This window comes from Prevotella corporis DSM 18810 = JCM 8529, from assembly GCF_000430525.1.
GTDB classification, from domain to species: domain Bacteria; phylum Bacteroidota; class Bacteroidia; order Bacteroidales; family Bacteroidaceae; genus Prevotella; species Prevotella corporis.
On record NZ_KE387156.1, the window covers coordinates 24075 to 38124 of the forward strand.

The window sequence follows — 14050 nt, forward strand, 5'->3', positions numbered from 1 at the left end:
ATTGAACATACATGAAAGCATTGATAGACCGCATTCTTAAAGAAGGAAAATGCTATGAGGGTGGAATACTCAAGGTGGATAAATTCATCAACCATCAGATGGATCCTAATCTGATGAAGCAGGTAGCTGTGGAACTGATTCGCCGTTATGCCTCAACTAATATCAATAAGATTCTTACTGTAGAGGCGAGTGGTATCGCACCAGCCATCATGATGGGCTTTCTGTTGGACTTGCCTGTGGTTTTCGCCAAGAAAAAGAAGCCTTCGACCATGTCGGACATGCTCTCGACCTCAATTTTCTCATTTACAAAGCAACGTGAGTACCATGTTTGCATTTCAAAAGAATACCTTACGTCTGACGACAAAGTGCTTTTCGTTGATGACTTCCTCGCTTATGGCAATGCCGCCAAGGGTATAATCGATCTCTGTAACCAAGCTGGGGCTGAACTTGTGGGCATGGGATTCATCATCGAAAAGGCGTTTCAGAATGGCCGTAAGGTAATAGAGGAAGCTGGAATAAGGTGCGAGAGCCTTGCCATAATTGACTCACTGGATAATTGCGAGATAAAAATAAGGGGTTAAAGCGTCATGGAAAAGTCGAAGGAATTAATCTACGGACTGAATGATCGTCCGCCATTGCAGGAAACACTCTTTGCTGCCGTTCAACATTTGCTGGCTATTTTCGTAGCCATCATCACACCTCCGCTCATCATCAGCTCTGCGCTGAAGTTCGATTTGGAGACCACTGGTTTTCTCGTTTCCATGTCATTGTTCGTTTCTGGTATAGCAACCTTCATACAATGTCGTCGCTTTGGGCCGGTTGGTGCAGGGCTTTTGTGCATCCAAGGCACATCGTTCTCTTTTATTAGCCCAATTATCGGAGCCGGAATGTTGGGTATGGTAAACGGAAAGGTGAATGTTGAACAGGCATTGGCCTATATTTTTGGGGCTTGTATGGTAGCTGCAGTAGTCGAAATGGTAGTCAGCCGCATTCTCCCCTATATGCGAAAGATTGTCACACCTCTCGTTTCAGGCATCGTTGTCACTCTCATCGGTATGTGTTTGGTTAAGGCTGGCATCAATTCGTGCGGTGGCGGTCAGTCGGCGATGGACGGTGGGACGTTCGGATCTATGCAAAATCTTGGGTTGGCTCTGTTAGTGCTGATCTGTATCATCTTCTTCAATCGGTCGAACAATCGCTTTTTGCGCATGGCCTCTATCGTTTTGGGATTGATTATCGGATGTGTCGTTGCTTATTTTATGGGAATGATTGACTTCTCGCAGCTCAACGGAGCTGGAAGCATTAATGTGCCAGTGCCTTTTAAGTATGGTCTGAATTTTGATGTTGGCTCAATTATTGGGCTTGGATTGATCTATCTGGTCACGGCCGTAGAAGCTTACGGCGACATCACTGCCAATTCGCTGATTTCTGGCGAACCAGTCGATGGGCCGGTGTTCATGAAACGTGCTCAAGGGGGCATCCTTGCCGATGGCTTCAATTCGTTTTTGGCTGCAGTCTTTAACAGTTTCCCCAATTCTATCTTTGCTCAGAACAACGGAATGATACAGTTGACTGGCGTTGCCAGCCGATACGTGGGATATTTCATTGCTGGAGCACTCGTGTTATTGGGGCTTTTCCCCGTGGTGGGTCAGTTCTTCTCGCTCATTCCAGACTGCGTGCTCGGCGGCGCTACGCTCTTGATGTTCGGTACTGTAGCAGCCGCAGGCATTCGCATAATAGCTTCTCATGATATCAATCGGAAAGCGGTTCTTGTGATGGCCATCAGCTTTGCCATTGGCCTGAGTGTGGAGATGGTTCCTGACATCCTGTCCCAAATGCCTGAGGTGATTCGCAATATTTTCTCAAGTGGGATAACCGCCGGCGGACTGACCGCCATCCTTGCAAATGCCTTTATCAGAATAAAAGAATAGGAGTTTCTGAAAAGATTTAGGGATTTACCCCTGTCATTTTGCAATATAATGTTTATCTTTGCAGAGATAGACATAAGGGAAACATTAATGTTTCGTAAAGGAAAAGAAAGTATTATGGCTGGAAATGGCAAGAAACATGGCTTCACCCACACCTTGACTTTCAAGGTATTGTGCAGCTTTGTCGTACTCTTCGTCCTGGGTTTGATCTACAATTTTATTGTTGCGGAGAACTCAGACATCTCGGAAGAGGAAAAAGAAGTTGAGGAACAGCGGAAGGCTGCACAAGATACGCTCGATATAGTCGGCAATTATCTTTGGCCAGACATGAAGCCACGGACGGAAGATTTGTTGAGCGACGAGGAGAAAGCGAAGACCGAAGCTGACAAGAAGTCTAACGAAGCGGCACAGAAAAAGGCTGCTCAGGGGGAACAAGGCTCACAAGACATCAATATGCCAAAGGTGAATCTACCCCCCGTTCCTACCCCCGCTGCCGATCCTGTCCCAGGAGTTGCACCAGTAGCTACACCCAAAGCTACGAAACCAGGTGTCTCAATCCCAAGTGGTCCTACCATTGAGAAGTTGGAAGCCCCCAAGGTTGAGAAGATAGAGCAATAATACTTGCTTGCGCTTTTTTCATGAAACCTATTAGAAAAGGAGGTCGTTATGAGGAAAATAATCCTTTTATTATTTGCAGTTGCCATATTGATGGGTTGTGCGACAACCTACTACGACTCTGAGGGTAATCCAGTTCCGAAGGAGCAAATGGCAGTGTTGAAGGCGAAAGCGGTACGTGCGCATTTGCAAGATCGTCGCTATCGTGTGTTTGTTGATCGGGTTTATCCCATGCGTGGTCCGTCTTATCCATTGCGCGACGACTGGGGAATAGAAGTCAGTGGTGATTCCGTTGGCTTATTCCTGCCTTATTTTGGCAGAGTCTTTCAAGTTCCCTATGGCAAGGGACTGGGGTTGAATCTCGTTTCGCCACTTGACTCATACGAGGAGGAAACCATCAAGGACGGAGTTCGGGTGACAATGAGAACCCATTCGGAGGTAGAGAGTTTCCTCATCGTAATGGAGGCATATAATAATGCCACGGTTGATTTAACCGTCAGTCCAAGTGGAAGGGAGATAATAAGATTCTCCGGTGAGATGCAGCTCAACGATGTCTTCCGGATTGTTCAAAAGTAGAATCATGACAAAGAAGTTAAACCTACTCTTCCTGTCGCTGCTGATAAGTGCTTTTGCCTTCTCGCAGTCGGCAGGAACTGTCGTTTCGGGGAATGCCTTTGCATATAAGGCGGAACATCATTTGTTTCAGAAAGGGAATAAGCTGACATTGGTCTCCCTGAATTTGGAGTGGCCGAGGGTGATAGACTATTCGAAGGCCGAGCCTTTGCAGCGATATCTCACATCATTTCTCTTTGGAGAGGAGACCCTATCTTTGGATGATGCCTGGGAAAGATTGTCTGCCGAATGCGGTAAGGAGATTTCATCCATGCCTGAACACGGCGCAAAGGACATCGAGTACAAAGACATTCAGCTGAAGGTGCTTGATAGCCAGCAAGGGAAGTACATCTCCTTGTATGCCTATGTGCAAGAGAGAGATTCGACTGCCATCCGTTCGACCCATTCACATTATTTCACTTTCGACCTCATCAACAATAAAGTGTTGGGGCAGGATGATGTCTTTATCAAGTCAAAAGTTTGGTACAATACCGAATGGCGTTACGTTTTTGAAGAGGCTTTGCAGCAGACATTGGTAGTTGATCCAATGGAGACGGGAGAACTATGGCTCGACAGTGTGCCCAATCAGTTCTATTTGAAGAACGCCGCTGCCTATCTCATGGTGAAAGGCTCTCCGGGGAGGAACAGCTATTCAGTTCTCGGACTTGACGTGCTGGTCCCACTGTTAACAAAAAGGTTCAAAAAATGGTTGGCAATCAGTCCAGAGATTCATGTAGATGCAACTTTGATTTCTTCTGACTTGTTCGGAAAAGAAACGAATGTTGAGCCCAGTCCCGATACTCTGGCATCTTTTCCGGGCGGACGCAATGCATTTATAGTCTATTTGTCTAAGAATATTGACTATTCGCCTCCCGAAGGAGAGCAGATGGGTGGTCGTGTGACTGTGAGCTTCGTTGTCGATGAGAATGGCGCTCCGTCAGAATTCATAGTACTTACCCCTATAAATCCAGGTGTCAACAGATGTCTGATTGACGCATTGCGATTGATGCCAAAGTGGAATGCCGCGACAAAGGGTGGGAAAAAGGTCCGTTCGAGAGTGACTTATCCAATTTCGTTGAATTGATAGCGGAAGTTTTTTGCTGAGTTCATCAGCTACTGGTCGAATTATACAGTACAGTCATCAACGAATGGTCAGCGTTCGCAATGCGGAAGCTGACCTTTTGTCTTTCAAAAGCTCACCTTTTGATTAGCAAAAGCTCACCTTTTGTAGAGTTGTCTCTATGGAGCTGACTATTAATCGGTTACAAGATAGGAGAAAATGCCAGATGCACATGTTCGGCCTTTTCCGTGTTCCACGCGTTGAATTGTCGGTTTTGGTGAATGATCCTCTCATTGGTTACATGGTTCTAATGATCGATGAGGGCTGATTGGCAGATTTGTCTTAAATCGGCCAACAAGAAAGGACTAACCTTGTGGTCAGCCCTTGGCTCATTATCAATTAAATCAGTTATGAAAATTATAATTTACTGATGATTCCTTTCTTGGTGCTGCGGATAAACTCCACAATATTCTGAATTTCTGGAGAGTCAGGTACCTGTTGTGTGACCTGAATGCAGGCATCGAAAATAGATGTCTGTCCATGAAAAATCAAGCGGTAGGCATTTGCAATATGCTTCTTCACCTTCTCATCAATTCCGAGCGTATCGCACATGATACTATTTAAACCGTTATATTTTACTGGCGAACCACCCGCTACAATATAAGGTGGAATGTCGCGTCCGAAGGTCGTGCTTGCCTGAACAGTTGCAGCCTCTCCGACGCGGGTTTGTGCTTTCTGAATGACACCCGACGAGAAGATGACTCGGTTGCCTATCTCACAGTCGCCAGAAATCTTCACTCCGTAGCCCAAAACGCAGTTGTCGCCCAGCTTGGTGTCATGGCTGATGTGTGCACCCTCCATCAAGAAGTTGTTGGAGCCTATCACTGTCTGGCAACCTCTGTGGGTGGCGCGATTGATGACTACGTTCTCACGGATGATATTGTTGTCACCCATGATGAGCTCACTCTTCTCACCCACGAAATTGAAGTCTTGTGGCAATGCCCCAATTACTGACCCTTGGTGTATTTTATTTCCATTTCCTATTCGTGTTCCATTCAATATGCTCACGAACGGGAATACGATGCAGTTGTCACCTATGACAACATCGTCCTCTATATAGACAAACGGGAAAATCTTGCAGCCGTCTCCAATCTTGGCTTTAGGAGATATTTCCGCCCTTGCACTGATGTCACTACTCATGTTTTTGGCCTCCGACCTCTGATATCAGAGGTGCCAAACCTGCTGACCGGAGTTTTATGTTGGTAGTTCTTTATGTTTAATGTCTCTGTTTATTTAGCTCCACCACCTAAAGCGTAGTATAGGTTTACGATAGCCTGCAGTTTGGCAAACTGGTCCTGAACCTGCGATATCTCAGCGTTAAGGAGACTCTGCTGGGCGGTGATGACCTCAAGATAGCTGCTCGAACTTTGTTGGTAAAGCAGTTGCGTATGCTCTACGTTTTTCTTCAGAACATCAATCTGCTGGGTGTACATTTGGTTTTTCTCCTCAGCTGAATTGTAAGCCACAAGAGCGTTGCTCACCTCTGAACCAGCCGTGAGAATGCTGTTCTGCCATGTGTTGTAGGCTTGCTTGTATTGGTCCTCGGCTACTCGTAGCCCAGCTTTGAGTTTGCCTTGCATGAAAATAGGCTGTGTGAGACTTGCTACGGCACTCAACAATAGTTTTGCAGGATTCACCAGACCGTTACCGTTGCTCCATCCGCCGTTTGGCGATATGCTTAGCGATGGGTAAAACCGACTGCGAGCAATCTGTATGTTGTAGAAACATTGCGCCAAGGCCATCTCGTTGGCATGTACGTCGGCGCGGTTGCTCAGCATTTCAACGCCGATTCCACCCGACAGGTTGCGCGGAAGGCTTTGTCCGTCCAATGTGCCTCGTGCGATGCTGTGGGCAGGCTCGCCCATGAGCAAACTCAAGGAATTCTCAACCTCTCGGATTTGCCGTTTGATATCGGTAGCCTGTGTCTGTACACCAAAATAAGCGGCTTGAGCACTCTGTACGCTGGTTGAACGTGCGCGTCCGAAATCCATCTGAAGCTGCATCATGTCCCATGTGTTCTTTGTCAAGTCAGACATATTGGTGACAATTTCGTTCTGGCGGTCAAGCATTAACAAGGTGTAGTAGAGATTCGCAATATTGCAGATCAATCCTGTCTGAACAGCAACTTTGTAGTCGTGCATCTGAATCAGGGCCATTTGCGTTGCTTTCTTCTGATTGCGCAATTTGCCGAACAGGTCTATATCCCAGCTGGCTGCGATGGGCAGCACGTAAGACTTGGTTGCTTCCGTGTGTGAGCCAAAATGGGTAATCGTTCCTTGTGGAGCGAACACGACGGAAGGCAGAAACGATAGCTTGGCTGCTTTCAACTGCTGTTCGGCAATGTCGATGTTGAGCGCCGCATTCAGCAGGTTCGGATTATTGTTGAGGGCTCTCTCGATAATCGTCTGGAGATTAGGGTCAGTAAAAACGCTTCGCCATGGCAGATTACCGAAATCATTCGCACCCTCCAATGTTGCCTGGTTATTGACGGGGTCGCGAACAATACCATCGGCTTTCACCTCTGGTCGCTCATAAGTGCCGTACAGACTTTTGCAGCTGGTCAGTGACAGGGCTGCAAAGCCTATGATGATAATATTTATTTTTATATTTTTCATTACATCAATCTTTTATCAATAGCCATTATTGTTCCAACGTATAATCACCAGTAGGACCGTTGACGTATTGTTTCAGCTCCTTGGCAACTTCCTGATTGTCCTCGTCAGCAAATACTATCGGCTTGAATTTCTCCTGCAAATACTCGAAGATTACGAATAATGCAGGAACAACAAATACCTGACAGAGTGTGCCAATCAACATGCCTCCTACAGCAGCTGCGCCCAATGTCTGGTTGCCATTGTGCCCAACGCCACTCGCAAACATCAGAGGCAATAGGCCTACAATCATGGCAAGTGAGGTCATGAGGATAGGACGGAGACGGGCGCCTGCACCAAGAATGGCCGCGTATTTAATGGCCATACCCGTTCGGCGGCGCTCCAGTGCGAACTCGACAATCAAAATAGCATTCTTGGCCAACAGACCAATCAGCATGATGAGCGAGATTTGCATGTAGATATCATTGTTATGTCCGAATAGTTGAGTGAAAATGAATGCTCCTGCCAAACCAAAAGGAATGGATAAAACTACCGCTAATGGCAGAATGTAACTCTCGTATTGAGCGCTCAGAATCAAATAGACAAATACCAAGCATAAGGCGAAGATGATACCTGTCGAGTTGGATGACTCCTGTTCTGAACGTGTCAAACCAGAAAACTCGTAGCCGTAGCCCTGTGGCAACTTCTCTGCTGCAACTTCTTCTACCGCCTTGATGGCATCGCCCGATGAATAGCCGTCGGCCGTTTGTACGTTCACGGTGATTGAAGTGAACAAGTTGAAGCGTGAAATGTTGGAAGGTCCATAAACACGGCGGAGTGTGCAGAACTCACTCACTGGTGCCATACCGCCGGGGGTACGAACATAGATGCTGTTCAAGCCGCTTTCATTGATTCGGCTCTCGACTGTTCCCTGAATCATCACTCGGAACAGTTTGCCGTAAGCGTTGAAGTTCGATGCATACATACCGCCGTAGTAACCTTGGAGCACAGAGAGGACTGCTGCGGGGGATGTTCCAGCCTGTTTGGTCTTCGCAACATCCACATCTACCATATACTGAGGATAATTAGGATTATATGAGGTCATCGCATTGCTGATTTCAGGGCGTTCTTTCAATGCTTTCAAATAATCCTGTGTGATTTTGAAGAACTTGTTCAAGTCTCCACCAGTCTTGTCCTGCATGGAAAGGTTGAGACCGTTTGACATGGCAAAACCTGGCACCATTGGAGGTGCAAAAGCAAGAACCTGGGCACCTTTTATACTTGCGGTCTGCTTGTAGATCATTCCCAAAATCATGTTCGATGATGTTGGATCGATGAATAAACCAGCTATGCCTGCACCGTTGAACACTGAGGATATACGGTCGAAGAGCCCATATTTGCGATCCTCGAACGGTTTCAGCTTCACAATAAAAGTAGCTTGGTTAGAACCTTGACCTGCGATAAAATTGTAACCAACCAATTGTACACGGCTTTCCACGTATGGATTGCTGGCGAGCATCTTATCAATGCGGTCGGTTACCTGCTGAGTCTCGTTCTGTGACATACCAGGCTCCAACGAAACGGTTGCAAAGAGCACTCCTGTGTCTTCGTCAGGCACAAGGCCAGTTTTGGTGAACGTCATCGTCAGTACCAAAACCACAATGCCAACGATGACGGATACACTGGTTATCAATCTGTGTCCAATCAATTTCTCAACACCATTTTTATACTTAGTGTTGATTTTATCGAACTGTGTGTTGAATGCCATGTGGAATCTGTCGATTGTTGACATTTTCTTGCTTTCCTGTTCTTCATTGTGAGGCTTTAGGAACATGGCACATAGTGCAGGGGATAGTGTTAGGGCATTGATGGCTGAAATAATGATGGATACAGCCATGGTCACACCAAACTCACGATAGAATGTTCCTGATGTACCACTCATGAATGAAACAGGGACGAATACGGCAGCCATTACCAATGTTATGGAAATGATGGCGCCTGAAATCTCGTTCATTGCATCAATAGAGGCTGACAGTGCGTCTTTATAGCCCAAATCCAATTTGGCATGGACTGCCTCTACTACCACAATGGCGTCATCAACCACAATAGCAATGGCCAAAAGCAAGGCTGAAAGTGTCAGCAAGTTGATGGAAAATCCGAACATCCATAGGAAAAAGAAGGTTCCTATCAAGGCCACTGGCACGGCGATCATTGGTATCAGGGTTGAACGAAAGTCTTGCAAGAACACATAGACAACGATGAACACCAAAACAAATGTCAAGAAAAGAGTGAAGATAACCTCTTCGATAGAAGCAAAAAGGAACTCTGTCACATCCTGTTGGATTGTGATTTTCATTCCAGGAGGCATGTTCTTTTGTACCTCAGCCAATGCCTCTTTAACGTCGCTTGCTATTTGAGTCGCATTCGAACCTGCAATCTGCTGAACCATACCGACGACACCCGGCTGGTTATTGTTTTTCATTGAAACGGAGTATTGTAATCCTCCCAATTCAATATCAGCAACATCCTTTAAGTGAAGTGTTTGTCCGTTCTTATTGTTTGATATGATAATGTTTCCGTATTCTTGCTCTGTCTTTAGGCGTCCCTTATAACGCATGATGTATTCATACTTCATGTCGCTCTGCTCGCCGAACGCTCCGGGAGCAGCCTCAATATTCTGCTCGGCCAATGCGCCAGAGATGTCTGTGGGAACAAGGCCGTATTGTTTCATCTTATCAGGTTTCAGCCAAATACGCATCGAATAATTCTTCATACCAGGGGTCTGCACATCACCAACTCCATTGATACGTTTCAATAGCGGTATCACGTTGATGTTGTTGTAGTTGGTGAGGAATTCGTCGTCATATCTTCCGTCATCTGTTGTCAACGAGTAAAGAACGACATTTGAGGTCTGACGTTTCGAAACGATAACCCCGACGCGATTCACTTCCGCTGGTAGCAAAGCTTGTGCTTGAGACACACGGTTCTGAACGTTAACGGAAGCCATATCGGGGTCTGAACCTTGCTTGAAATACACCGTAATCTGTGCCATGCCGTTATTAGTGGCTGTAGATTGTATGTAAGTCATGTTTTCCACACCGTTGATGCTTTCTTCCAGTGGGGTGATGACGGAGTTGAGGACTGTCTGTGCGTCAGCTCCCTGGTAGGAAGTCCATACAGAAATTGTTGGCGGGGCTATATCTGGATACTGTTCAATCGGAAGCGATATCAAGCCTATCGTACCCAGAAGCACGAAGAAAATTGACACCACGGTTGACAGTACCGGACGCTTTATAAAGTTAGTAAATGTCATATTTTTCCAGTTTTAACTGCTATTTCTTATTGTCGTCTCCCTTCATAGCCTTGAGGAAACCTGATGCGGAGCTTTGATTCTCACCTAATTTCTCGGCTTTTTTCAGCGCTTCGTCATACTGTGCTGGAGTTAGGGCCTTGATTTCTGCGCCATCTTGCAGACCTGATAGGCCTTTTGATACGATTTTCTCACCCAATTTCAGGCCACTGGTAACGATATAGGTCTTGCCATCGTTTTGTGGGTCAACCATAATTTCGGAATAATGAACTTTATTATTGTTGTCAACCTTGTAAACGAAAATCTTATCTTGTACCTGTACTGTTGCCTCTTGAGGTATTAGCAGTGCTTTATTGTTATTCTTGGCAATGATAATCTGTCCGCTACCTCCACTTTTCAGCAAGTTTTCTGGGTTTGGAAAGCGCGCGATAACGCTGATAGTACCTGTCATCGCATCAATCACGCCGCTTGTTTTCACTATTGTACCTTGATGATTGTAGATAGAACCGTCGGCAAGTCGAAGACTGACTGCAGGGAAGGTATTGATGGCATTGGTCAATCCGTGGTTTGAGCGACTCAATGCGAGAATATCAGACTCCGTCATGGAGAAATAAATTTCCATGGTCGAGACATTGCTTACCGTAGTCACAGGCTGTGCGGAAGAGGGGCTGACGAGTGAACCTTCTTTGTAAGGAAGACTGCCTATCAGACCACTTGCTGGACTCTTTACATAGCAATAACTTAAGTTCTCTTTCGCATTGGCCAATCCTGCTTTAGCTTGTCGGACAGCCGCCTCGGCTTGCTTTACGGCTGCTTGTGCCGCAGCAATGCCACTTCGGGCTTGATTAACCGCTGCCTGAGCAGTTTCGTAAGTGTTTTTGGCACTTTGAAGTTCATACTCGCCAATCACCTTATTATTATATAGGTTCTTACTATTATTGTAGGTCAATTGTGCAGTTGCAGCCTGTGCGGTTGCAGAATTTAAAGCTGCTGTTGCCTGAACGATTCCAGCCTTTGCCTGACTAACACCGCTCTGTGCGGAGTTGACAGCTGCTTGAGCCTGACGAACGGCTGCCTGATAGTTAGCGTTGTCAACAACAAATAGAATCTGTCCTGCTCTGACAGCTTGCCCTTCATGCACATAAAGTTTGGTGATAAAACCACTGACTTTTGGTCTAACCTCAACATCTTGAATACCTTTGATAGAAGCTGGATAAGTGGTTTTGATTTGTGCATTCGCTGCACCAATTGTAATGACAGGATACTCGTTGCTGGTTGGTAAAGTATGACGGTCCCCGCCACCCCCGCAACTCGTAAGTACCGTTGCAGCTAATGCTATCAACACTGATAACTTGTTTCTTTTCATACCTTTATAATTCATATAATTTTGTAGCTTTAATTTCAAGTTTTATTTCACAATATGGTGTCATAAGTAGCGAAATTAATGACAGAAGTTGGAAACTTTAAGTTGTTGTTGAGTTTTCGTAATGCAAAAGTACACATAATATAGAAGAGGTCCTCTATATTTATAATACATTTAACAATAATTATCGAAGGGAAGATATATTATGATTGGGTCAATCCCATTTCTTTTGCTTTCTGTTTAAGAAGCATCATCAACGGTTCGCGCTCATTAGGAACTTGATTATCGAGAACCGCTTCTTTTAAGGCTTTTTTTAAGGAACCTACCTCTCGGCAAGGCTTGAGATTGAACATTGCCATAATCTCGTCACCATCGATACAAGGTTGTAGCAAACGTTTGTAATCCCTCTCTTTCAGGTCTTCGATTTTTTCGCGGACACTGCGGAAATTATCAAGGAAACGTTGCTTTCTGACAGCGTTCTTGCTTGTTATGTCTGCCTCGCATAGTGTCATGAGGTCGTCAACGTCATCACCCGCATCGTTAACCAAACGTCTGATGGCAGAATCGGTGACTACATCGTCTGCGATAACTATGGGGCGCATGTGCAAATCAACCATTTTCCTGACGTATTTCATCTTGCTGTCCATCGGCAGTTTTAATCTTTTGAAAATGGTTGGAATCATCTTGGCTCCAATGATGTTGTGGTTGTGGAATGTCCATCCAGTGGCCGCGTCCCAACGCTTGCTTTTGGGCTTGCCTATATCGTGGAACAGTGCCGCCCATCGCAACCAAAGGTTCTCGGTTTTTTTAGCAGTGTTGTCCAAGACCTCCAGTGTGTGGTAGAAATTGTTCTTATGTGATTTTCCGTTTCTGCTTTCAACTTTGTCGAGTGCTATTAGTTCGGGTAGGATAAGTTCAAGAAGACCGCAACGATACAAATCGATAAATCCTTTGCTTGGTGTGCGAGTGGCCATTATTTTGTTAAGTTCGTCAGCTATTCGCTCAGCGCTTATAATCTTTATCCTATCTGCGTTCCGTTCCAGTGCGTCGAATGTCTCGTCGTCGATGAAGAAATCCAGTTGCGTGGCAAATCTTACACATCTCATCATTCGCAAAGGGTCGTCTGAGAAAGTAATGTCTGGGTCTAATGGGGTACGGATTATCCCATCCCACAAGTCCTCAACTCCTTCAAATGGGTCAATCAATTGCCCAAAACGTTGATGATTGAGACAAACGGCCAAGGCATTGATGGTAAAATCGCGCCGATTCTGATCATCCTCCAGAGTGCCGTCTTCAACAATCGGCTTTCGGCTGTCGCGTGAGTAGCTCTCCTTACGAGCCCCGACAAATTCTATTTCGAGCCCCTTGTATTTGACTTGTGCCGTGCCGAAGTTGTGGAAAACCGATATATTGGCCTTTTGTCCGAGTTGTTTCTTGAGCTCAGAAGCAACGCGGATGCCGCTTCCCACGACAACAACATCGATATCGTTGGACGGACGCTCCAAGAACAAGTCCCTCACATATCCTCCGACAACATAACACTCAAGGTTTAAGTTGTCGGCAGTTTCTGAAATTTTATGGAAAATATCTTTATCCAGCAGTGTTGCCAGCTCTTCGTCGGAGAGGTCTCGCATATATTCTGTTCTTTTTGTCATGCAAAGGTAATCAATTTTAGTAAATTATGGAAATACTATATGCTGATTTTATTAAATTTCCGATTACAGATGCAATCACTTCACCAATGTTTTGCTTACTGCCTGTTGCTAATGCATTCCTTGCTTATTCTCAATCGGGCAGTTGAATGTCAATCATGCAAAACGAGTGTCCCATCACTGGTTGATTCATTCTTTGTGAATCGATTTATGCTGATTCTGCATTTTCGTCTTTTTCTTTTGCGAATATGTTTTAAAATAAACAAATAGTTCTTTCTTCGCATCATATTTTAAAGATGATTGCTTTGATATCTCTTTCTTTTAAATTTGGCTTTGAAAAATCGAAATTACCGCATATTGTAGGCATTCTTTCTTTATTTGAGCATTAATCTTTTGGAGGCTCACTTGTAAAATCATTGTTCACAATCTAACCTATCCATCTTTTATTTGCTTTCATTCAATTACTCCGCCATCATCCCGTCCTTACTTTCGCTATTTTGGGCTTTTTCTAATTTCTGCTGTATTATCTCTTGGATTCTCTTTCTGTGCGGAAGGCTGAATGGGAAATGTCAAAGAACCGAGTAGTCGTCAATCTGCTCTAACATCTTTGCTCAACAACGACAATTCAAAAGCTTAAGTTTTATCGTCCCAAAGCTCATCTATTGTCGTGTCATAGGTGAGCTTTTACTTTGTGTTTTCTAATGTCTTGAATACAAGTGACTTATGACGGTCGATTTGATTGCGCGTTTTTGGACTTGCCCTTGCTGTTCTTTGATGTGATATTCCGATTGAAGCCAGTTGAAGTAACTTGCTAAGCAGCAATAGTTTCAGCTCAATATCAGCTGAAATCCTTGTTCGC

General features: G+C 45.1%; 10 protein-coding genes. 5 read left to right on the forward strand and 5 right to left on the reverse strand.

Features of this window, described 5'->3' with window-relative positions; translation table 11 throughout:
• The first annotated feature begins 11 nt into the window (after positions 1-11).
• The 5 genes from xpt (at position 12) to H515_RS0110555 (ending at position 4239) form a co-directional block, all read left to right on the forward strand.
• Positions 12-581 (forward strand): xanthine phosphoribosyltransferase, encoded by a 570-nt coding sequence (gene xpt / locus H515_RS0110535; RefSeq protein ID WP_028901930.1) that lies wholly within the window; start codon positions 12-14, stop codon positions 579-581.
• A gap of 6 nt (positions 582-587) precedes the next feature.
• The gene (locus tag H515_RS0110540) at positions 588-1931 is read left to right on the forward strand and encodes a nucleobase:cation symporter-2 family protein (protein ID WP_025876285.1); all 1344 of its coding nucleotides are present in this window, start codon (positions 588-590) and stop codon (positions 1929-1931) included.
• 87 nt (positions 1932-2018) lie between these two features.
• Positions 2019-2546: a hypothetical protein gene (locus tag H515_RS0110545; RefSeq protein ID WP_238300120.1), complete on the forward strand. Its 528-nt coding sequence runs from the start codon at positions 2019-2021 to the stop codon at positions 2544-2546.
• Positions 2547-2594: 48 nt separating this feature from the next.
• Complete coding sequence (locus tag H515_RS0110550; RefSeq protein WP_025876287.1) at positions 2595-3119, forward strand: DUF4251 domain-containing protein; 525 nt, start codon at positions 2595-2597, stop codon at positions 3117-3119.
• 4 nt (positions 3120-3123) lie between these two features.
• Positions 3124-4239: an energy transducer TonB gene (locus H515_RS0110555; protein ID WP_025876288.1), complete on the forward strand. Its 1116-nt coding sequence runs from the start codon at positions 3124-3126 to the stop codon at positions 4237-4239.
• Between the two features lie 393 nt (positions 4240-4632).
• Here H515_RS0110555 and lpxA read toward each other — a convergent pair whose 3' ends face one another.
• From lpxA to H515_RS0110585, 5 genes are all read right to left on the reverse strand, one after another.
• Entirely contained in the window at positions 4633-5415 is a 783-nt protein-coding gene (lpxA, locus tag H515_RS0110565; protein ID WP_025876289.1) for an acyl-ACP--UDP-N-acetylglucosamine O-acyltransferase, read from the reverse strand.
• Between the two features lie 89 nt (positions 5416-5504).
• Positions 5505-6890, reverse strand: coding sequence for a TolC family protein (locus H515_RS0110570; RefSeq protein ID WP_028901931.1), 1386 nt, complete (start codon positions 6888-6890; stop codon positions 5505-5507).
• Between the two features lie 25 nt (positions 6891-6915).
• Entirely contained in the window at positions 6916-10179 is a 3264-nt protein-coding gene (locus H515_RS0110575) for an efflux RND transporter permease subunit (RefSeq protein ID WP_025876290.1), read from the reverse strand.
• A gap of 19 nt (positions 10180-10198) precedes the next feature.
• Entirely contained in the window at positions 10199-11542 is a 1344-nt protein-coding gene (locus H515_RS0110580; protein ID WP_025876291.1) for an efflux RND transporter periplasmic adaptor subunit, read from the reverse strand.
• A 200-nt stretch (positions 11543-11742) separates the two neighbouring features.
• On the reverse strand, positions 11743-13173 hold the full coding sequence (locus H515_RS0110585; protein WP_025876292.1) for a CCA tRNA nucleotidyltransferase: 1431 nt from the start codon (positions 13171-13173) through the stop codon (positions 11743-11745).
• Positions 13174-14050: the final 877 nt, after the last annotated feature.